The organism is Dokdonella sp. (assembly GCF_017744955.1).
GTDB lineage: Bacteria > Pseudomonadota > Gammaproteobacteria > Xanthomonadales > Rhodanobacteraceae > Dokdonella_A.
Genome location: NZ_JAGIAG010000009.1, coordinates 32,799 through 51,829, shown reverse-complemented (window position 1 = coordinate 51,829; position 19,031 = coordinate 32,799). Strand labels below are relative to the sequence as shown.

Annotated in this window: 21 protein-coding genes and 1 tRNA gene; 10 read left to right on the top strand and 12 right to left on the bottom strand. The window is 68.9% G+C overall.

Features of this window, described 5'->3' with window-relative positions; genetic code table 11:
- Positions 1-197: 197 nt before the first annotated feature.
- Complete coding sequence (locus tag J7520_RS16125; RefSeq protein ID WP_291190351.1) at positions 198-1,094, top strand: GGDEF domain-containing protein; 897 nt, start codon at positions 198-200, stop codon at positions 1,092-1,094.
- 10 nt (positions 1,095-1,104) lie between these two features.
- Here J7520_RS16125 and J7520_RS16120 read toward each other — a convergent pair whose 3' ends face one another.
- Complete coding sequence (locus J7520_RS16120) at positions 1,105-1,737, bottom strand: glutathione S-transferase family protein (RefSeq protein WP_291190348.1); 633 nt, start codon at positions 1,735-1,737, stop codon at positions 1,105-1,107.
- A gap of 86 nt (positions 1,738-1,823) precedes the next feature.
- Here J7520_RS16120 and J7520_RS16115 point away from each other — a divergent pair, with 86 nt between their 5' ends.
- On the top strand, positions 1,824-2,741 hold the full coding sequence (locus J7520_RS16115; RefSeq protein WP_291190345.1) for a mechanosensitive ion channel domain-containing protein: 918 nt from the start codon (positions 1,824-1,826) through the stop codon (positions 2,739-2,741).
- A gap of 173 nt (positions 2,742-2,914) precedes the next feature.
- Here the strand turns inward: J7520_RS16115 and J7520_RS16110 are convergent.
- The 3 genes from J7520_RS16110 to rplM form a co-directional block, all read right to left on the bottom strand.
- Positions 2,915-2,989 (bottom strand) — tRNA-Gln (locus J7520_RS16110).
- Positions 2,990-3,003: 14 nt separating this feature from the next.
- Entirely contained in the window at positions 3,004-3,396 is a 393-nt protein-coding gene (rpsI, locus tag J7520_RS16105) for a 30S ribosomal protein S9 (RefSeq protein ID WP_291190342.1), read from the bottom strand.
- 33 nt (positions 3,397-3,429) lie between these two features.
- A complete protein-coding gene (rplM, locus tag J7520_RS16100; protein WP_291190339.1) occupies positions 3,430-3,864 on the bottom strand; it encodes a 50S ribosomal protein L13 in 435 nt (144 codons plus the stop codon).
- A 124-nt stretch (positions 3,865-3,988) separates the two neighbouring features.
- On the opposite strand from rplM, the gene J7520_RS16095 reads away from it, so the two are divergent.
- Both J7520_RS16095 and coq7 read left to right on the top strand, forming a co-directional pair.
- Positions 3,989-5,227 (top strand): (Fe-S)-binding protein, encoded by a 1,239-nt coding sequence (locus J7520_RS16095; protein ID WP_291190336.1) that lies wholly within the window; start codon positions 3,989-3,991, stop codon positions 5,225-5,227.
- Entirely contained in the window at positions 5,224-5,868 is a 645-nt protein-coding gene (gene coq7 / locus J7520_RS16090) for a 2-polyprenyl-3-methyl-6-methoxy-1,4-benzoquinone monooxygenase (RefSeq protein WP_291190333.1), read from the top strand. Before J7520_RS16095 ends, coq7 begins: the two co-directional genes overlap by 4 nt.
- A gap of 89 nt (positions 5,869-5,957) precedes the next feature.
- On the opposite strand, the gene speD is transcribed toward coq7, so the two are convergent.
- Positions 5,958-6,743: an adenosylmethionine decarboxylase gene (speD, locus tag J7520_RS16085; RefSeq protein ID WP_291190330.1), complete on the bottom strand. Its 786-nt coding sequence runs from the start codon at positions 6,741-6,743 to the stop codon at positions 5,958-5,960.
- A gap of 380 nt (positions 6,744-7,123) precedes the next feature.
- Between speD and crp the strand changes: the two genes are divergently transcribed.
- The gene (crp, locus tag J7520_RS16080) at positions 7,124-7,762 is read left to right on the top strand and encodes a cAMP-activated global transcriptional regulator CRP (RefSeq protein ID WP_291190509.1); all 639 of its coding nucleotides are present in this window, start codon (positions 7,124-7,126) and stop codon (positions 7,760-7,762) included.
- 153 nt (positions 7,763-7,915) lie between these two features.
- Here the strand turns inward: crp and J7520_RS16075 are convergent, their stop codons facing one another.
- The 7 genes from J7520_RS16075 to J7520_RS16045 all read right to left on the bottom strand — a co-directional run bounded on the left by J7520_RS16075 (position 7,916) and on the right by J7520_RS16045 (position 14,320).
- Complete coding sequence (locus tag J7520_RS16075; protein WP_291190327.1) at positions 7,916-8,893, bottom strand: GNAT family N-acetyltransferase; 978 nt, start codon at positions 8,891-8,893, stop codon at positions 7,916-7,918.
- Between the two features lie 64 nt (positions 8,894-8,957).
- Positions 8,958-9,644 (bottom strand): haloacid dehalogenase-like hydrolase, encoded by a 687-nt coding sequence (locus J7520_RS16070; RefSeq protein WP_291190325.1) that lies wholly within the window; start codon positions 9,642-9,644, stop codon positions 8,958-8,960.
- A gap of 23 nt (positions 9,645-9,667) precedes the next feature.
- Positions 9,668-10,465 carry an indole-3-glycerol phosphate synthase TrpC gene (gene trpC, locus J7520_RS16065; protein WP_291190323.1) on the bottom strand — a complete coding sequence of 266 codons (798 nt, stop codon included), beginning with the start codon at positions 10,463-10,465 and terminating at the stop codon, positions 9,668-9,670.
- Positions 10,462-11,532 carry an anthranilate phosphoribosyltransferase gene (trpD, locus tag J7520_RS16060; RefSeq protein WP_291190321.1) on the bottom strand — a complete coding sequence of 357 codons (1,071 nt, stop codon included), beginning with the start codon at positions 11,530-11,532 and terminating at the stop codon, positions 10,462-10,464. Before trpD ends, trpC begins: the two co-directional genes overlap by 4 nt.
- A gap of 27 nt (positions 11,533-11,559) precedes the next feature.
- Positions 11,560-12,456, bottom strand: coding sequence for a hypothetical protein (locus J7520_RS16055; RefSeq protein ID WP_291190319.1), 897 nt, complete (start codon positions 12,454-12,456; stop codon positions 11,560-11,562).
- 22 nt (positions 12,457-12,478) lie between these two features.
- Positions 12,479-13,075, bottom strand: coding sequence for an aminodeoxychorismate/anthranilate synthase component II (locus J7520_RS16050; RefSeq protein ID WP_291190317.1), 597 nt, complete (start codon positions 13,073-13,075; stop codon positions 12,479-12,481).
- Between the two features lie 303 nt (positions 13,076-13,378).
- Positions 13,379-14,320 (bottom strand): LysR family transcriptional regulator, encoded by a 942-nt coding sequence (locus tag J7520_RS16045; protein ID WP_291190315.1) that lies wholly within the window; start codon positions 14,318-14,320, stop codon positions 13,379-13,381.
- Between the two features lie 144 nt (positions 14,321-14,464).
- On the opposite strand from J7520_RS16045, the gene J7520_RS16040 reads away from it, so the two are divergent.
- The 5 genes from J7520_RS16040 to J7520_RS16020 all read left to right on the top strand — a co-directional run bounded on the left by J7520_RS16040 (position 14,465) and on the right by J7520_RS16020 (position 19,029).
- Positions 14,465-15,166: a pirin family protein gene (locus tag J7520_RS16040; protein ID WP_291190312.1), complete on the top strand. Its 702-nt coding sequence runs from the start codon at positions 14,465-14,467 to the stop codon at positions 15,164-15,166.
- A gap of 74 nt (positions 15,167-15,240) precedes the next feature.
- Positions 15,241-15,894, top strand: a complete 654-nt coding sequence (locus J7520_RS16035) for an isochorismatase family protein (protein ID WP_291190309.1) — start codon at positions 15,241-15,243, stop codon at positions 15,892-15,894.
- 28 nt (positions 15,895-15,922) lie between these two features.
- Complete coding sequence (locus J7520_RS16030; RefSeq protein WP_291190306.1) at positions 15,923-16,213, top strand: XapX domain-containing protein; 291 nt, start codon at positions 15,923-15,925, stop codon at positions 16,211-16,213.
- Positions 16,214-16,232: 19 nt separating this feature from the next.
- A complete protein-coding gene (locus J7520_RS16025) occupies positions 16,233-18,074 on the top strand; it encodes an amidohydrolase (RefSeq protein WP_291190303.1) in 1,842 nt (613 codons plus the stop codon).
- A 31-nt stretch (positions 18,075-18,105) separates the two neighbouring features.
- Complete coding sequence (locus J7520_RS16020; RefSeq protein ID WP_291190300.1) at positions 18,106-19,029, top strand: glyoxalase; 924 nt, start codon at positions 18,106-18,108, stop codon at positions 19,027-19,029.
- The last annotated feature ends 2 nt before the right edge of the window (positions 19,030-19,031 follow it).

Genomic DNA, 19,031 nt, shown 5'->3' with positions numbered 1-19,031 from the left:
GGCGCGCAGGCATCGCGTCGGATTGTGCGGCGCAGCAAGGAGCCCGAAGGCATTGCGAGCCTCTTCGCCACAGGAAAGCGCCTGCGCGGTCGAGCATGCGAGTGTCCGTGCAGCGGCCTCCCGGCCCGGCCGATTCGACTCGGAGCCGTCGGGAACGGAGCATTCGAAGAACCCCAACGCCGGGCCACTCCCCTGACATGATCCGACGCGACCGCGATTCCTCCACCACGCAGCGACGCACGCTGCACCCGCCGAGCCACGAGGGGCGGGGCGATTCCGCTTCGCTGGTCGTGCTGCAGGGCCAGCGCCTCGGCCAGCGCATCGACGTCGGCGATCAGCCGCTGACGGTCGGGCGCGCGCCCGAGTGCGATTTCCAGATCCTCGAACGCAGCGTGTCGCGCCAGCACGCGCGCATCTGGCGCGAGCCGTCCGGCTATCGCGTCAAGGACCTGGAGTCGACCAACAAGACCCTGCTCAACGACCAGCCGATCATCGAGGCCGAGCTGAAGGACGGCGACCACATCACGATCGGCAGCTGCGTGCTGAAGTTCATGGACCGCTCCTCGGTCGAGGCGCGCTACCACGAGGAGATCTACCAGCTCGCCACGCTCGATCCGCTGACCGGCCTGTACAACCGCCGTCATTTCCTCGAGCTGCTCGAACGCGAGCTCGCGCGCAGCGCCAGTCACGCGCGGCCGCTGGCGCTGCTGATCATCGACCTCGATCATTTCAAGTCGATCAACGATCGCCATGGCCACCCGGCCGGCGACGTCGTGCTGCGCCAGGTCTCGGCGGCGCTCGACGCGAACGCGCGCGACGACTTCATCCTCGCGCGCATCGGCGGCGAGGAGTTCGCCGCGGTGCTGCCGGAGCACGAGGCCGTCGCGGCGTGCGCGTTCGCCGAGCGGTTGTGCCGCGCGGTGGCCGCGCTCGATCTCGATCCGCAGGCCGGCGCGCGCCGCGTCACGGTCAGCATCGGCGTGGCCAGCTGGCGCGCGGGCATGAGCCTGGTCGGCGACCTGATGCGCGCCGCCGACGCGCAGCTCTATCGCGCCAAGCAGGGCGGACGCAACTGCGTGCGCGCGGAAGTCTGAGGCGCGCGCCTCACGCCCATTCCGTCAGGCCTTCGATCTCGTACAGGCGCTGCCAGCTCGGCCGCGCCTTCACACGTTCCGCCAGCGCGGCGATCGCCGGCCACGCGGTGGCGGGTTTGGGCATGTTGCGCGACCAGCGCATCAGCATCGTCGCGTAGAGATCGGCGACGCCGAGGTCGTCGCCGAGCAGATACGGGCCGTGCGCGGCGAGATGCGCGTCGAGCCGCTGCCACACCGCCTCGATGCGCCGGCGCGCGAACGCCTTCGAATCCTGTTCGTGTTCGGCGCGCGCGAAGTCCTGCGGATAGAACCATTGCCGGAACGCGGGCTGCAGCGTGTTGGCGAAATGCGCCATCCATTGCAGGTACGTCGCGCGTTGCGGCGTGCCGGGGGCCGGCGCCAGCGCCGCTTCCGGATGGCGTTCGGCGAGCAGCAGGAGCATCGCCAGGCATTCGTAGTACGGCGCACCGTCGACCACCAGGGTCGGCACCATGCCGGTCGGATTCAGCCTCAGGTAGTCCGCCTGGCGCTGGTCGCCGGCGTCGATGTCGATCTTGCGCAGCTCGTGCGGAGCGCCGATTTCCAGCAGCGCCAGATGGACGGCCATGCTGGCGGTGCCGGGCGAGTAGTAGAGGATGTACATGCGGACTCTCGTCGGAAGGGAGGATGACGCTGCGCGATGCGCGCCGGGCTTGGTAGCCTAGGCCTTTGGCTGTGCGGAGCGACGGAATGGGCGAACGGCTGCGCGAATTCTACGCATCGCTGAACACCAACGCGGTGTTCGACGCGATACTCGGCTGGAGCGGGCGCCTGCTGGCCGCCTTGCTGATCCTGCTGATCGGCTGGTGGCTGGCCCGGCGCATCGCGGCCGGCCTGCAGCGCGTGCTGGCGCGCGGCGGCGCCGACCCGTTGCTCGGCAGCTTCCTGCGCAATCTGGTCTTCGTGCTGTTGCTGGCCCTGGTCGTGGTCGGCGCGCTCGATCGTGCCGGCGTACCGACGGCGTCGCTGCTCGCCGCGCTCGGCGCCGCCGGCCTCGCCATCGGTCTCGCCTTGCAGGGGTCGCTGTCGAATCTCGCCGCCGGCGTGCTGCTGATGGCGTTCCGGCCGTTCCGCGTCGGCGATTCGATCGAGGTCGGCGCCGTCTCCGGCGTGGTGCAGAACGTGAGCCTGATGCAGACCTTCCTGCTGACCGCCGACAACCGCGAAGTGATCCTGCCGAACGCGAAGGTCGCCGGCGACGTCATCGTCAACGTCAACGCGCGCGGCACGCGTCGCGTCGATCTCGCCATCGCGGTGGCGCACGACGCCGATCTCGCTCAGGCGATCGAACTGCTGCGCGCGATCGCCGTCGCCGATGCGCGCGTGCAGAAGCAGCCGGCGATCGACGTCGCGGTGGTGCAGCTGGTCGAATCCGGCGTCCAGCTCGCGGTACGCGTGTGGACGAAGTCGGGCGACTACGGCGCCGTGCAGTCGGATCTTCTGCGCACGATCAAGCAACGCTTCGATGCCGACGGCGTCGCGTTCGCCAAGCCGTGGCGCGAGATCGTGCTGCGCGAGGTGATTCCGGCCGAGCCCGTGAATGGCTCCCCGCGACTGGGCGACGCGCGAACCCGACCGGCGGGGCGCGACGGCAAGGCCGCGGGCTGAAGCGGGAATCCGGTTCGTCGCCGCGCCCGATCTGCGCGCCGAGACGGCCGCGGCGCGGCGCGCAGCCGGTCGGGCGGCGCCTGAAACCAAAAACCCCCGCACGAGGCGGGGGTTTTCGTTGAAGCCAGGGAAGCGGCCGTCGATCGGTTTCGCCGCGTGCTTCCCTTCTGTTTTGGCAGCCCCGGATGGATTCGAACCACCGAATGCCTGAGTCAGAGTCAGGTGCCTTACCGCTTGGCGACGGGGCTGTGTACTGGCTAGTTTAGCGCTTCGAGTACTGCGTGGCGCGGCGTGCCTTGTGCAGGCCGACCTTCTTGCGCTCGACCTCGCGGGCGTCGCGGGTCATGAAACCGGCGCGGCGCAGCGGCGACTTCAGCGCTTCGTCGTACTCGACCAGAGCGCGCGCGATGCCGAGGCGGATCGCACCGGCCTGGCCGGTCATGCCGCCGCCTTCGACGGTGACGAGCACGTCGAACTTGTCCTGGTTCTCGGTCAGTTCGAGCGGCTGGCGCACGATCATGCGCGAGGTCTCGCGCCCGAAGAACTCGTCGAGCGGCTTGCCGTTGACGACGATGCTGCCGCTGCCCTTGCGCAGGAACACGCGCGCGGCGGAAGACTTGCGACGACCGGTACCGTAGTTCTGTTGAATGGCCATGTGTTGTGTCTGCTCAGTATCGTGTGAGGCGCGTTACGCCTTGATGTCCAGCACCTGCGGCTGCTGCGCCGTGTGCGGATGGTTCGCGCCGGCGTAGACCTTCAGCTTGCGGTACATGGCGCGGCCGAGCGGGTTCTTCGGCAGCATGCCCTTGACGCCGATCTCGATGACGCGCTCCGGATGCTTCGCCAGCATGTCCTTCAGCGAGGTCGTCTTCAGGTTGCCGATGTGGCCCGTGAAGCGGTGGTAGTTCTTGTCGTCGAGCTTGTTGCCGGTGACCGCGACCTTCTCGGCGTTGATCACGACGAGGTAGTCGCCGGTGTCCACGTGCGGCGTGTAGACCGTCTTGTGCTTGCCGCGCAGGCGGTGAGCGAGTTCGGTGCACAGGCGGCCGAGCGTCTTGTCGGTGGCATCGACCACATACCAATCACGCTTGACGGTTTCAGCATTGGCGCTGATCGTTTTCATATCCGAAGACTCTGGTTCGGTCCCTGCACAAGCGGACCCGGCTGAAAGAGGGCGCGGGAGGATAGCGGAAGAGTGCCGGCCTGGCAACCCCGCAGGTCCGCCCGGCCAAGCAGACGATGATAGCATGAACCCCATGCCCGGCGCTCCCGTGTCCATTCCCGCCGACGGTTCCCCCCTGCTCACCCTGGCCGACCAGTGCGTCCAATGCGGCTTGTGCCTGCCGCATTGCCCGACCTACCGGCTGGAGGCGATCGAGGCCGAGTCGCCGCGCGGCCGCATCGCGCTGGCCAAGGCGCTGGCGACCGGCGCGCTCGATCCGAGCCCATCGGCGCTGGCCCATCTCGACCATTGCCTCGGCTGCCTGTCCTGCCAGAAGGTCTGTCCTTCGCAGGTCCGCTACGACGACATCCTCGCGCTGACCCGCGCGGACTTGCGCGCCCGGCGCCCGGCGCCCGGCCGGATACGGCGTTGGCTGCGCGATCCAGCGCGCCTGACGCGGCTCGCGCGCCTCGGCGCCGCGTTGCGTGCCGACCGCTGGCTGCCGCTGCTGGCCGGCGTGCTGCCGAAAGGCTCGCTGGCGCGGCGATTGGCGCTGACGCAAGCGCCGCCGCCGCGGCCCGCTCCGCAGCGGCCGCGTAGCGCTCCCGCCACGCGCGGCCGCATCGTCCTGTTCCGCGGCTGCGTCGCCAGCGTCTACGACCGCGACACGTTCGCGGCGGCACGGGCCCTGCTCGAGGCGCTCGGCTACGAGGTCGTGGCAACCTCGGCGGGCGCCTGCTGCGGCGCCCTGCCGCGCCACGCCGGCGAGATCGAAGCCGCCGCGGCGACTGCGGCGGCGACGCGCGAGGAGCTGCGTCGCAGCGGTGCCGACGTCGTGCTGACCAGCGCCAGCGGCTGTCACGGCGACCTGCGCGATCAGGTGGCGAACGACGGCGCGATGCGCGTGGTCGAGATCCACACCTTCCTCGCCGCCGACGCCGGGTTCGCGGCGCTGCGGTTCCGGCCGCTGGCCGCGCGTGCGGCGCTGCATCTGCCCTGCACCCAGGTCAACGTCGCCGGCGGCGTCGACGCGATCCGGACCTTACTCGCACGGATTCCCGATCTGGCCGTGCTGCCGTTGCCGGAACAGCCGCGTTGCTGCGGCGCGGCCGGCAGCTACTTCATCGAGCAGCCCGAGTTCGCCGACCGCCTGCGCGCGCAGAAGCTCGACCAGGCCGCAGCGTTGCAGCCGGACATGATCCTGACCACCAATGTCGGTTGCCGCCTCCATCTCGGCAACGGCCTGCGCGAACGCGCCGCACCGCTGCCGCTGCGGCACCCGCTGGCGCTGCTGGCGGAACAATTGGACAATTCCGCGTCATGACCTCGCGTACGTTGTCTTCGCTCGATCGCGCCCTGGTGGAAATCGAGCGCGCCCTGGAAACCGTCTTCGTCGCCACGCCGGCCGCCGCGCAACCGTCGCCGGCCGGCGCCGCGCAGGACGGTGAACTCGATGCCGCAGCGCGCCGCCATGCGGCCGGCCTGATGCGCGTGAATCACGTCGGCGAGGTCTGCGCGCAGGCGCTGTACTTCGGCCAGGCCGCGGTCGCGCGCGACGAGGCGCTGCGCACGCAGATGCTCGCCGCGGCGGCCGAGGAGACCGACCATCTGGCCTGGTGCGGCGAGCGCCTGGAAGAACTCGACAGCCGGCCGAGCCTGTTGAACCCGCTCTGGTACGCCGGCGCCTACGCGATCGGCGCGTTCGCCGGCCTCGTCGGCGACCGCCTCAGCCTGGGCTTCGTGGTCGAGACCGAGCGCCAGGTCGAGGCGCACCTCGGCGAGCACCTGGAAACCCTGCCGCCCGGCGACGAACGCAGCCGCGCGATCGTGCGCCGCATGAAGGACGACGAAGCCGCGCACGCCGAGCGCGCACTCGCCGCCGGCGCCCGCCGGCTGCCCGATCCGGTGCCGGCGCTGATGCGCTTCGCGTCGAAGGTGATGAAGACGGTGGCGTACAGGCTGTAGAGCCGTGATTCGTGATTGGATGGAGCGACGGCGTGCCGGCCGCGCGCGCCTTTTACGAATCACCAATCACAAATCACCAATCACCGGCCTCACATCAAATTGCGCCCGTGGAACAGCTCCTCGATCTCGCGCTTGAGCAGCTGCTCGATGCGCTGGCGCTCCTTGAACGACAGGTCGTCGGCCTGCGCCTCGAACAGGTAGGTGTCGAGGTCGAAGTCCTTCACGTGCATCTTCGTGTGGAAGATGTTTTCCTGATACACGTTGACGTCGAACATCTCGTACTTCTGGCGGATGTGCTTGGCCAGATAGTCCTGGATCGAGTTGATCTTGTGGTCGATGTAGTGCTTGCGGCCCTTCACGTCGCGGGTGAAGCCGCGCACGCGGTAGTCCATCGTGACGATGTCGGACTCGAAGCTGTCGATCAGGTAGTTCAACGCGCGCAGCGGCGAGATCACGCCGCACGTCGCCACGTCGATGTCGGCGCGGAACGTGGCGATGCCGTTGTGCGGGTGCGTCTCCGGATAGGTGTGCACCGTGATGTGGCTCTTGTCCAGGTGCGCGACCACGGCGTCGGAGATCATGTCCTTGCCGAGCTTGTCGACCACCGGATGCTCGGAGATCAGGATCGTCACCGAGGCGCCCTGCGGATCGTAGTCCTGGCGCGCGATGTTGAGGATGTTCGCGCCGATGATCTCGGCCACGTCGGACAGGATCTGCGTGAGACGGTCGGCGTCGTACTGCTCGTCGATGTACTCGATGTAGCGCTGGCGCTGATCCTCGGACACCGCGTAGCAGATGTCGTAGATGTTGAAGCTGAGCGCCTTGGTGAGGTTGTTGAAGCCCTGCAGCTGAAGACGCGGAATCGGTTTGACCACGGCGGTTTACCTGTGAAATGGGGCGGTGGCTCGGAGGGCGCGGATTATGGGACATGCGGCGGCACGAAGAAACCGATGCTGCCGGCGTCACCTTTCAGTTTTCTGACGGCCCGCTCCGGGGCGGCGAGGTTTGTGTGTCTGGGTGCACACATCGGCACATTGGCGCGTCCGGAAACGCGCGACGTGTCATGGAATATGCAATAAGATGTGAAGACGTCCACTCATGCCGGGCTCGCAAACGTCGGGATCCCCCGCGTTCCGGCGTGACGCGGTGAAGGCCGCGGGGGGACGCCAAGGGGCTATTGGTGGAAGCACAAGGCAAGATCGCCGATTTTCGTTACAGCCTGCAGCGCGAGATCAACAAGGTTCAGGCGCCGCCGATGCTGACGCCCGACCGTCACGCGATAGAGCGTTTCCTCGCCGCGTGCCATCGCCGTCGCTACGCCAGCAAGACCGCGATCATCCGTCCCGGCGACTCGGCCAACATCCTCTACTACGTCATCGACGGTTCCCTGACCGTCTCGTCGGAGGACGAGGAAGGCCGCGAGTTGATCCTGGCCTACTTGAACCGCGGCGAGTTCATCGGCGAAATGGGCCTGTTCGTGGAGACGCCGCGACGCGAAGTCATGGTGCGCACGCGCACGCCGTGCGAACTGGCCGAAATCGGCTACGAGCGCATGTTCAGCCTGTTCGAAGGTCCGCTGCGCGACGAATGCCCGAAGATCCTGTTCGCGATCGGCTCGCAGCTGACCAATCGTCTGCTGCACACCTCGCGCAAGGTCAGCCGCCTCGCCTTCATGGACGTGACCGGCCGCGTCGCCAAGACGCTGATCGACCTGACCGACGAGCCGGACGCGATGACGCATCCGAGCGGCAAGCAGATCCGCATTTCGCGCCAGGAAATCAGCCGCATCGTCGGCTGCTCGCGCGAGATGGTCGGGCGCGTGCTCAAGCAGCTCGAAGAGCAGGGCATGATCACGGTATCCGGCAAGACCATCGTGGTGCTCGGCGCGCACTAGCCGGCGCGCATCGGCAACGACCCACGCCGACCTGATCGACGTCTGCCCGCGAACGCGGGCATCCACGCGGCGGCGACTGGCCCGGCGTGCGTCCGTCGAAGCGCGCACGCTCCCGGAGCGACGGTCTTTTTCATGCATCCCCGACGCGCAGAGCTATCGCTTGCGCGCCGCGCGCCGATCCGGCTGGTAGATCATGTAGACGTCGGAGCGCTGGTAATGGCTGCCCGGGCGCAGCTCCGCCTGGTGCACGAAGCCCGCGCTCTCGTACAACGTCAACGCGGGCCCGAGCCGCGAATTCGATTCCAGAAACAGCATCTGTCCTTTGCGGCGTCGGAACTCGGCGATCGCCGCCTCGATCAGCAGGCGCCCGGCGCCCTTGCCGCGCCAGCCGGCCTCGACGCCCATCTTCGACAGCTCGTATTCGCCGGCCGCGGCATCCTTGAGCAGCGCGACCGTGCCGATCACCTCGCCGTCGACGTGGGCGAAAAAAATCGAACCGCCGGGTTCGAGCACGTACTTCTCCGGCTCGCTGAGGACGTCGCGGTCGATCGGCTCGAGCGACCAGTAGCGCTCCAGCCATTGCGCGTTGATGCGGTAGAAGTGTTCTCTCGACGCGGCATCGAACGGCACGATCTCGACCTTCGCCGCGGCGAGCCGCGCGTGCTGCGCCAGGATCTCGCGCAGCACGCCGTCGTCCGAGAGCTCCCTCTCCAGCGCCTTCATCGCCGAATTGAGGTCGCCGGCGTGGCGCGCGAGCAGCGCTCCGGTGGCGCGGCGGATCGCCGTCCAGATCGGCCCCATGCCGGCCAGGCGGCGTTCGGCGGCGAGCGGCAGGTCGAGCAGGCTGCGGCGCGCGTCGGCGCGATCGGAGCGACGCACCAGCCAGCCGGCGCGCACCAGCTTGTTCGCCAACTGGCTCACCGCCGGATGCGTCTGGCCGATCGCCTGCGCGATCTGCGTCACCGTGCCCGGGCCTTTCACCTGTACGTAGCGCAGCACCGGGAACCAGTGCGCGTCGAGGTCGATGCCGGTCTCGCGGTAGGCCGCGTTGGCGATGCGATAGCAGCGCTCGCTGAGCGCCTTGAAGCGGCTGCCGAGGGCGAGTTCGTTCTGCTCGTGCAGGAAGTCCATTTGCGTAATCACTTACGAAAGTGCCTACGCTAAGCTTTTCCGCAGCATCCGGCAAGCCGGCCCTCTACCACTCGATCACGCTCAGGCGCTTGCCGAGCCGCGCCGACACGCGCGCCAGCGTCCGCCGATCCGGATTGACCAACACGCCCGAACGCGCCGCGGCGAGGATCGGCAGGTCGTGATGCGAGTCGCTGTAGACCAGATCCCAAGGCGGCCTGATACCGTGGCGCGCGAGCCGATGGGCTTTCCGGAACCGGATGTTGTGCAGCGCGATGCGCATGCCCAGTCGTCCCGGCGCCAGCTGCGAGCCGAGCAGCTCGACGTCGCCGAAGCCGAGTTCGTCGAGGATCGCGCGCGCCAGTGTTTCCTCGCAGCCGGTGACCACCACCACGCGATCGCCGGCGTGACGATGCGCGCCGAGTGCCGCGCACGCCGCGCGCACGACGTTGCGCGTGTCGCGCGCGAGCGCGCGGCCGAACGTCTGCGCCAGTTCGCGGTAACGCGCCGCGCCGACGCCGAGCAGCGCCCAGTTCACGACGGCGCGCAGCACCCGGCGGCGCCCGCCGCGCGTCAGAGCGGCCGCAGCGAACAACGGCGCCGCCGGCAACAGCAGCACGATGCGCCACCACGAGCGCCGGTAATGCGCGAGCAGGAAGCGCGCGAACGAATCGCCGCGTACGATCACGCCGTCGAAGTCGAACAGCACGACGCGCCGCGCATCGCGCGGCCGGGGCGAACTCGTTCCGGTCATGCCCGGCGCGCGAAAGCGGCGCTTCAGCCCTCGTCGCGGAACAGGCGGGCGAGCTCGGCGCCGGGATCCGGCGCGCGCATGAACGCCTCGCCGACCAGGAACACGTCGATGCCGGCGTTCTGCATCTTCTCGACGTCGGCGCGCGTGTGGATGCCGCTCTCGGTGACCAGCAGCCGTCCGGCGTCGACGCGGTCGCGCAGCGTCAGCGTGGTGTCGAGCGAGGTCTCGAACGTGCGCAGGTTGCGGTTGTTGACGCCGATCAGCGGCGCCGGCACGCCGAGCGCGCGTTCGAGCTCGATCTCGTCGTGCACCTCGACCAGCACGTCCAGGTCGAGCTCCGCCGCGAGCAGGGAAAGCTCGAGCAGAGCCGGATCGCCGAGCGCGGAGACGATCAGCAGGATGCAGTCGGCGCCGATCGCGCGCGCCTCGTACACCTGGTATGGATCGATCGTGAAGTCCTTGCGCAGCACCGGCAGCCCGCAGGCGCCGCGCGCCTGTTCGAGATAGGCCTCGCTGCCCTGGAAGAAATCCGCATCGGTCAGTACCGACAGGCAGGCGGCGCCGGAAGCGGCGTAGCTGCGCGCGATCGCGACCGGATCGAAGTTCTCGCGGATCAGGCCCTTCGACGGACTGGCCTTCTTCAGTTCGGCGATCACCGCCGGTTCGCCTTCGTCGAGTTTCGCTTCCAGCGCGGCGACGAAGCCGCGCGTCGGCGGCAGGTCGGCGACGCGCGCCGACAGTTCATGCAGCGGAACGCGTGCGCTGCGTTCGGCGATCTCCTCGACCTTGCGTGCGAGGATGCGTTTCAGGATGTCGCTCATAGGGGTCGTTCTTCGCTTGTGCGAGCAAGCCGTTGCGTGACTTCGACGAATTCTTCCATTTTTTCCATCGCCGCGCCGCTGGTGATCGCCTGGCGCGCTCGTGCGATGCCGTCGCCGATCGAGTCGGCGACGTCGGCCGCGTACAGGGCCGCGCCGGCGTTGAGCAGGACGATGTCACGCGCGATGCCCGGCGTGTTGCCGAGCGCTTCGAGCAGCAGCGTCTTCGATTCGGCGACGTCGGCGACGCGCAGGTTGCGGCTCGACGCCATCACCAGGCCGAAATCCTCCGGCTCGATCTCGTACTCGCGCACGTCGCCGTCGCGCAATTCGCCGACCATCGTCGCCGCGCCGAGCGAGATCTCGTCCATGCCGTCGCGTCCCCAGACGACCAGCGCGTGGCGTGCGCCGAGCCGCTGCAGCGCGCGCACCTGGATGCCGACCAGGTCGGGGTGGAACACGCCCATCAGCACGTTCGGCGCGTCGGCCGGATTGGTCAGGGGACCTAGGATGTTGAAGATCGTGCGCACGCCGAGTTCGCGACGCACCGGCGCGACCACCTTCATCGCGGGATGGTGGTTCGGTGCGAACATGAAACCGATGCCGGTCTCGTCGAGGCAGCGCGCGACGTCGGCCGGTGTCAGCGCGATCGCCGCGCCGAGCGCTTCGAGCACGTCGGCGCTGCCGGACTTCGAGGACACGCTGCGATTGCCGTGCTTGGCCACGCGCGCGCCGGCGGCGGCGACGACGAAGGTCGACGCGGTGGAGATGTTGAAGCTGTGCGCGCCGTCGCCGCCGGTGCCGACGATGTCGACCAGGTGCTCCTTCGACGCGCCCGATTGCGGCGAAGGCCACGGCACGCGCTCGGCCAGCTCGCGCATCACGCGCGCGGCGCCGGTGATCTCGCCGATCGTTTCCTTCTTCACGCGCAGGCCGGTCAGGATCGCCGCTGTCAGCGTCGGCGAGACTTCGCCGCGCATGATCTGGCGCATCAGGTCGACCATCTCGTCGTGGAAGATCTCGCGGTGTTCGATCGTGCGCTGCAGCGCTTCCTGCGGTGTGATCGGCATGAGACGTGTCCCTGTTCCGTGATGTGTTCAGCGCATGCGGTAGTGGATGAGGTGGATGTCGGCGCGACCCGGACCGCCGGCGCGCTCGCCGGAGAACAGCAGGGTACCCGGCTGCGACGGATCGGTCGACGGACCGAGGATCCAGCCGCCGTCGACGTTGACGCGCGCATCCAGGCGGCGAACGTCGACGTAGCGCTCGCCCTCGCGCACGGCGGACCACAGCGCGATCGGGGCATTGTCGACGTCGTCGGAGCGCGCGAACACCAGCACGCGACCGCCGTCGAGCCAGGCCGCGTCGAAATCGTCGCCGGGGCCGTTGACCTCGCCGGCGAGCGGCACGGCCGCTTGCCAGGCGCCGTCACTCCATGTGCTGACGAACAGGTCGTGGCGCCCGGCGCCACCGCGGCCGTCGGTCGCGAACAGCAGGGTCCTGCCGTCCGGCGACGGCGTCGGCGCCCATTCGTTGCCGGCCGAATTCACGCCGGCGCCGAGATTCGTCGGCAGGCCGAACGTCGCCGTGGCGGGATCGAACGCGACCTGCCAGAGATCGTCGCCGCCGTAGCCGCCGGCGCGGTTCGAGAAGAAGTAGACCGTGCGGCCGTCGGCGCTGAACGCCGGATCGAATTCGTTCGCCGCGGTGTCGAACGAGACCGCAGCGGGTTCGCTCCAGCGACCGCCGTCTCGACGGCTCATCCAGACGTCCCAACCGCCGGCCCCGCCGGGGCGATTGGTGCTGCCCCAGAGCACGGTACGGCCGTCCGGGCTGACGGCGGCGCGAACTTCCGAGTACGGCGAGGACACGATGCCGGGCAGGAACAGCGAGGATTCGCCGACCAGTTCGAAGCGGACATCGCGCGCGGCGGGCGCCGCGCACGCGGCGAGCGCGGCGGCCAGCGACGCCGGCAGGAAGACGCGGCCGTTCATGCGATGCTCGCCGCGCTCACGATCACGCCGCCTTCGGCAGAACCTGCGCGAGGAAGTTGCGCAGCAGATCGTGGCCGTGCTGGGTCAGGATCGATTCGGGGTGGAACTGCACGCCTTCGATCGGCAGCGTCCTGTGGCGCAGACCCATGATCTCGTCGATCGAGCCGTCCGCGTTCAAGGTCCAGGCCGACACTTCCAGACAGTCCGGCACGGAGGACTTCTCCACCACCAGCGAGTGGTAGCGCGTCGCCTCGAAGGGATTGGGCAAGCCGCGGAACACGCCCTTGCCGTCGTGATGGATCGGCGAGGTCTTGCCGTGCATGATTTCGCGCGCCCGCACGACCTGGCCGCCGAAGACCTGGCCGATCGCCTGGTGCCCCAGGCAGACGCCGAGCACCGGCACGCCGCCGCCGAAGCGCTCGATGATCTCCAGCGACACTCCCGCCTCGTTCGGCGTTCCCGGCCCCGGCGAGATCACGATCGCGCTCGGACCGAGCCGGCGCAGCGCGTCCAGCCTCATCGCGTCGTTGCGGATCACGCGCACCTCTTCACCCAGCTCGCCGAAGTACTGCACGAGGTTGAAGGTGAAGCTGTCGTAGTTGTCGATCATCAGCAGCATGCGGCTACCAATTTCCTGAAAGTGAAGTGGCGCGGTTGCGGGCATCCGGCCCGGCGGACGAGCCGGGCCGCGTCGAAGAGGCGCGCGTGCGGGGCAAGCCTAGAGGCGGCGGGGTTGGCGGGCAAGCGCGCGGCATTCTCGCCAGCTAAACGCATAGCCTCCCGTTTGCCAAATGTCGAACCGGCATGAGGCGGAAAAGCTGCCGCGCGCCGGCCCGTCGGCGTGGCCGCGCAGCGTTCGTCGCTGGGCACCGATCGCGGTCGCGATGGCTTCTCCGCGCGATCGACGACGGTCCTTCTTCGCCTATCGCCGCTTGCGCCTGCGCGGCGCCGCTTCCTCGTCCCACGGCGCGCCGTCGGCGAACGTCTCCACCAGCATGTCGATGATCGCGCGCACGCCGCGGTTGACGTAGCGCGTGCGCGGGTAGACGGCGTAGATCGTGTCCGCCGTCGGTGGGGTTGGGGCGAGCACTTCGACCAGGCGGCCGTCGCGCAGCGCCGGCGCGGCGATGAAGTGCGGCAGCGCCGCGAGGCCGAGGCCGGCGATCGCCGCGTCGCGCATGCTCTCGCCGTTGTTGAGGTGGATGCGTCCGCGCACCACGATCTGTTCCGGCTCGGCGGCGGAGGTGGTGAACTGCCAGTACGGCGCCACCGACGCGTTGCCGTAGCAGATGCAGTCGTGCGCGGCGACGTCGGCGATCGTCTTCGGCGTGCCGCGCCGTTCGGCGTAGTCCGGGCTGCAACACAGCACGCGCCGACTCGGCGCCAGCGCGCGCGCCATCAGCGAGGAGTCGTGCAGGCGGCCGATGCGCACGCCGAGGTCGAAGCCGCCGGCGAGCAGGTCGACGTAGCGGTCGTCGAGATCGAGCGTGATGTCCAGGCCCGGATGCCGGCGCATGAACGCGAACAGCAGCGGACCGAGATACTGGGTGCCGAACGTCATCGGCGCGGTGATGCGCAGGCTCGCGTTGATGCTCCGCGCGTCGTCGCCGCTGACCTCGTCGACCGCCTGCTGCAGGCGCGACAGCACCGCGCAGGCGCTGTCGTAGAAGCGCTTGCCGGCGTCGGTGAGCGTGACGCCGCGCGGCGAGCGGTGCAGCAGCTTGATGTGCAGCGCGCCTTCCAGCTTGGCCAGGCGCTCGCTGAGCGCCGACTTGGCGACGCCGAGGCGCTGCGCGGCGGTGCTGATGCCGCCGTTCTCGACCACCTGCACGAACGCCTTGAGCTGCGCCAGATCCAGTTCCATCCGCGCATGGTGACGCGTTGGCGCGCCGACGCGCAATCGCGGCGTTCGGCACGGGCGAACGCCGCGTTCGGTCCGGCGCGGCTAGGCGCCGGCGCGCGGTGAACCTAGAGTGCACGCCATTGGAGAAACGAACGGGAGAGAACCATGATCACCTTGCGCAAATCCGCCGAGCGCGGCCTCGCCGACTTCGGCTGGCTCAACAGCCATCACACGTTTTCCTTCGGCAACTATCACGATCCGCAGCACATGGGCTTCGGCCCGCTGCGCGTGATCAACGAGGACCGCGTCCAGCCTGGCATGGGTTTCGGCACGCACGGCCACCGCGACATGGAGATCCTCTCGTGGGTGCTCGACGGCGCGCTCGAACACAAGGACAGCATGGGTACCGGTGCGGTGATCCGTCCCGGCGAGATCCAGCGCATGACGGCCGGCACCGGCGTGATGCACTCGGAGTTCAACGCCTCGCAAAGCGATCTCGTGCACTTCTTGCAGATCTGGATCATCCCGGATCGCACCGGCTACGAGCCCGGCTACGAGCAGCACGCGTTCGAGCCGGCGGAACTCGCCGACCAGTGGACGCTGGTCGCGTCCAATCGTCCGAGCGGCAAGGCCGTGAAGATCCACCAGGACGCGAGCCTGTACGTGACGCGCCTGTCCGCCGGACACGAGCTGACCCACGCCACCGACAAGGCGCGCAAGCTCTGGCTGCACGTCGCCCGCGGTGCGGTGACGCTCGACGGCCACCGCCTCGACACCGGCGACGGCGCGGCGATCAGCGACGTGGAGAAAGTCACCGTGCGCGCCGATGCCGACGCGGAAGTGCTGCTGTTCGACATGACCGCCTGATCGCGTTCGTCCGTTTCCGACCGTCCGCGCTCGACGAGCGCGGACGGCTCTTCCGACACCCCAGGAGACGCTTCATGACCACCGCCAAGGCCACCCCCGCCAAGAGCCTGCTCGACGGCGCCGACCACACGCTGATCCTCATCGACTACCAGCCGCAGATGGCGTTCGCGACGAAGTCGATCGACGTCGTCGAGCTGCGCAACAACGCCGCGCTGGTGGCCAAGGCCGCGGCCGCGTTCGCGGTGCCGGCGATCCTGACCACGGTGGCGGAGACATCGTTCGCAGGTCCCCTGTTCGCCGAGGTCACGCAGCCGTTCGAAGGCCAGCCGCTGATCGACCGCACGACGATGAACGCCTGGGAGGACGAGAACGTCATCCGCGAAGTGAACCGGATCGGCAAGAATCGTCTCGTCTTCGGCGGCCTGTGGACGAGCGTGTGCATCGTCGGGCCGGTGCTGTCCGCGCTGGAGCAGGGCTTCGAGGTCTACGTGATCACCGACGCTTGCGGCGACGTGAGCGGCGAAGCGCACGAGCGCGCCGTCGCGCGCATGATCCAGGCGGGCGCGCGCCCGATGACCAGCCTGCAATACCTGCTCGAACTGCAGCGCGACTGGGCGCGCCAGGCGACCTACGCGCGGACCGTCGCCACCGCCGTGCAGCACGGCGGTGGCTACGGACTCGGCCTGGTCTACGCCAAGACGATGTTCGGCGGCGCGGAAGGCCACTGACGCTGCGCAACCACCGCGAGGTGCCGCGATGAAGCTCTATCTGATTTCGCTCGCCGTCGGCGTTCTGGTCGGCGCGATCTACGGACTGCTCGACGTGCGCTCGCCAGCGCCGCCGGTGGTCGCGCTGGTCGGTCTCGCCGGCATCCTGATCGGCGAACAGCTGGTGCCGCTGGCGAAGCAGTGGTGGGCGCACGGGCCGGTCAGCACAGCCGTCGTCTCCGCGCATCTGAAATCGCATTCGTTCGCGTCGCTGCCGATGCAGTCGCCCGATTGCGGGCAGTCGCGCCGGGAGTGTGCGCCGCCGTCGAACGAGCGCTGAAGAACCTGGGAGCACCGCCATGCCGCAACCGGCCGATCTGATCGTTCGCAACGCGAAAGTCGCCACCGTCGACAAAGGCAGACCGCAGGCGCAGGCATTCGCCGTCGCCGGCAACCGCTTCCTCGCCGTCGGCGACGAGGCCGAGGTGATGCCGCTCGCCTCGCCGTCGACGCGGATCGTCGACGCCGGCGGCCGGCGCGTGATCCCGGGTCTGATCGACTCGCACATCCACGTGATCCGTGGCGGTCTCAACTACACCCTCGAACTGCGTTGGGACGGCGTCCCGTCGCTCGCCGACGCGATGCGCCTGCTGAAGGCGCAGGTCGCGCGCACGCCGGCGCCGCAGTGGGTGCGCGTGGTCGGCGGCTTCACCGAGCGGCAGTTCGCCGAGAAGCGCTTGCCGACCCTCGACGAACTCAACGCCGTCGCGCCCGACACGCCGGTGTTCATCCTGCACCTGTACGACCGCGCGCTGCTCAACCGCGCGGCGCTGCGCGCGGCCGGCTACACGAAGGACACGCCCGACCCGCCGGGCAGCGAGATCCAGCGCGACGCCAAGGGCGAGCCGACCGGCCTCCTGCTGGCCAAGCCGAACGCGCTGCTGCTGTACTCCGCCTTGGCGAAAGGGCCGAAGCTGCCGTACGAGTACCAGCTCAATTCCACGCGCCACTACCTGCGCGAACTGAACCGCCTCGGCGTCACCAGCGTCGTCGACGCCGGCGGCGGCTTCCAGAACTATCCCGACGACTACCGCGTGATCGCCGACCTGCACGCGCGCAACGAACTGACCTTGCGCATCGCCTACAACCTGTTCACGCAGAAGCCGAAGGAAGAGGTCGCCGACTTCACGCGCTGGACCGAGGGCAACACCTACCAGCAGGGCGACGACTTCTACAAGCTCAACGGCGCCGGCGAGATGCTCGTGTTCTCCGCCGCGGACTTCGAGGACTTCCGCCAGCCGCGGCCGGAGATGCCGGTCGGCATGGAGCCGGATCTGGAAGCGGTCGTGCGCCTCCTCGCGGCGAAGCGGTGGCCCTGGCGCCTGCACGCGACCTACGACGAAACGATCACGCGCGCGCTGGACGTGTTCGAGAAGGTGAACCGCGACATCCCGCTCGCTGGCATCCACTGGTTCTTCGACCACGCCGAGACGATCGGCGACCGCAGCATCGAGCGCATCGCCGCGCTCGGCGGCGGCATCGCCGTGCAGCATCGCATGGCGTACCAGGGCGAATTCTTCGTCGAACGCTACGGTGCGGAAAAGGCCGCGCGCACGCCGCCGGTCAAGCGCATGCTCGAACTCGGCGTGCCGGTCGGCGTCGGCACCGACGCCACGCGCGTGGCGAGCTACGATCCGTGGACCGCACTGGCTTGGCTCGTCACCGGCAGGACGGTCGGCGGGCTGACGCTCCATCCGCCGCGCAACCGCCTCGATCGCGACACAGCGCTCGACCTGTACACGCGCGCCAACACCTGGTTCTCCAACGAGTCCGGCTTGAAGGGCCAGATCCGGGTCGGCCAGCTCGCCGACTTCGCGATCCTCTCGGCCGATTTCCTGCACGTGCCCGAGGACGACATCCGCGGCATCGTCTCGCTGCTGACCGCAGTCGATGGCAGGATCGTCTACGCCGACGGCGAGTTCGCTTCGCTCGATCCGGGCCTGCCGGCGGCGATGCCGGACTGGTCGCCGGTGAACTTCGGCAGCCGCTACTGGAAGAGCGACGCCGCGCAGGCCGCGCATCGCGCGATGCCGAAGGTTCACGCCTGCACCGTGCACGGGCAAGCGCCCTCGCCGACGGCGAACCTGGCCGATCCGCACGGCTTCTGGGGTGCGCTCGGCTGCTCGTGCTGGGCGTTCTGATCCGACCAACCGCCGACTCAGGAGTATCGCCATGTCGATCGTCCGCACCTCTCCGATCCGCACCGTCATCCTCGCGGTGTCGCTCTCCGTCGTGGCCGGCTGCACCGGCATCGGTGCGGCGGGCCAGCGACCCGCGAGTGCGAACGTCGCCGTCGGTCCGCAGTACGACACCACCCACGTCTACGTCGACGACGCCTCGCACTACGACGCCTTCGTCGACGCGTTCACCGCGACCTTCGGCGGCAAGGCGTCCAAGCGCGGCACGTTCAACGTGATGCCGGTGCCGGCGAACACGCAGGCGCAGTACGTGTGGTCGCCGGTCGGCACGTTGTCGACGTTCTCGTTCCTCACGCCGATTCCGTATCCGTTCGGCCAGGAGCGCACCGGCTGGCTCGTCACCGACATGGACCAGGCGCTGGCCGCCGCGCGCGCCGCCGGCGCCGAGGTGGTCGTCGACAAGTTCAAGGATCCGATCGGCTACGACGCGGTGGTCCAGTTTCCCGGCGGCGTGAAGTTCCAGCTGTACTGGCATTTCGACGCGCCGAACTACGCGCCGCTCGAGTCGGTGCCCGATACGCGCGTCTACCTGTCGCCGGAGTCGGTCGGACCGTTCGTCGAGACATTCCTCGCCTTCTCGCATGGCCGGCGCGTCGCCGACGAAGCGAAGGCCGACGGCGCGGAGATCGGCAAGGCCGGCCAAACCATGCGTCGCATCCGCCTGGAATCGAACTTCGGCAGGATGCTGGTGTTCGTCACCGACGGCCAGCTGCCGTATCCGTTCGGCCACGAAGTCACCGGCTACGAGGTGAAGGATCTCGACGCGACCCTGGCCAAGGCGACCCGGGCCGGCGCGAAGGTCCTTTCGCCGCGCCAGGAGGCGAGCGAGTTCAGCACCGCGATGGTCGAGTTCCCCGGCGGCTACATCGCCGAGATCCACGCGCCGCGCGCACGCTGATC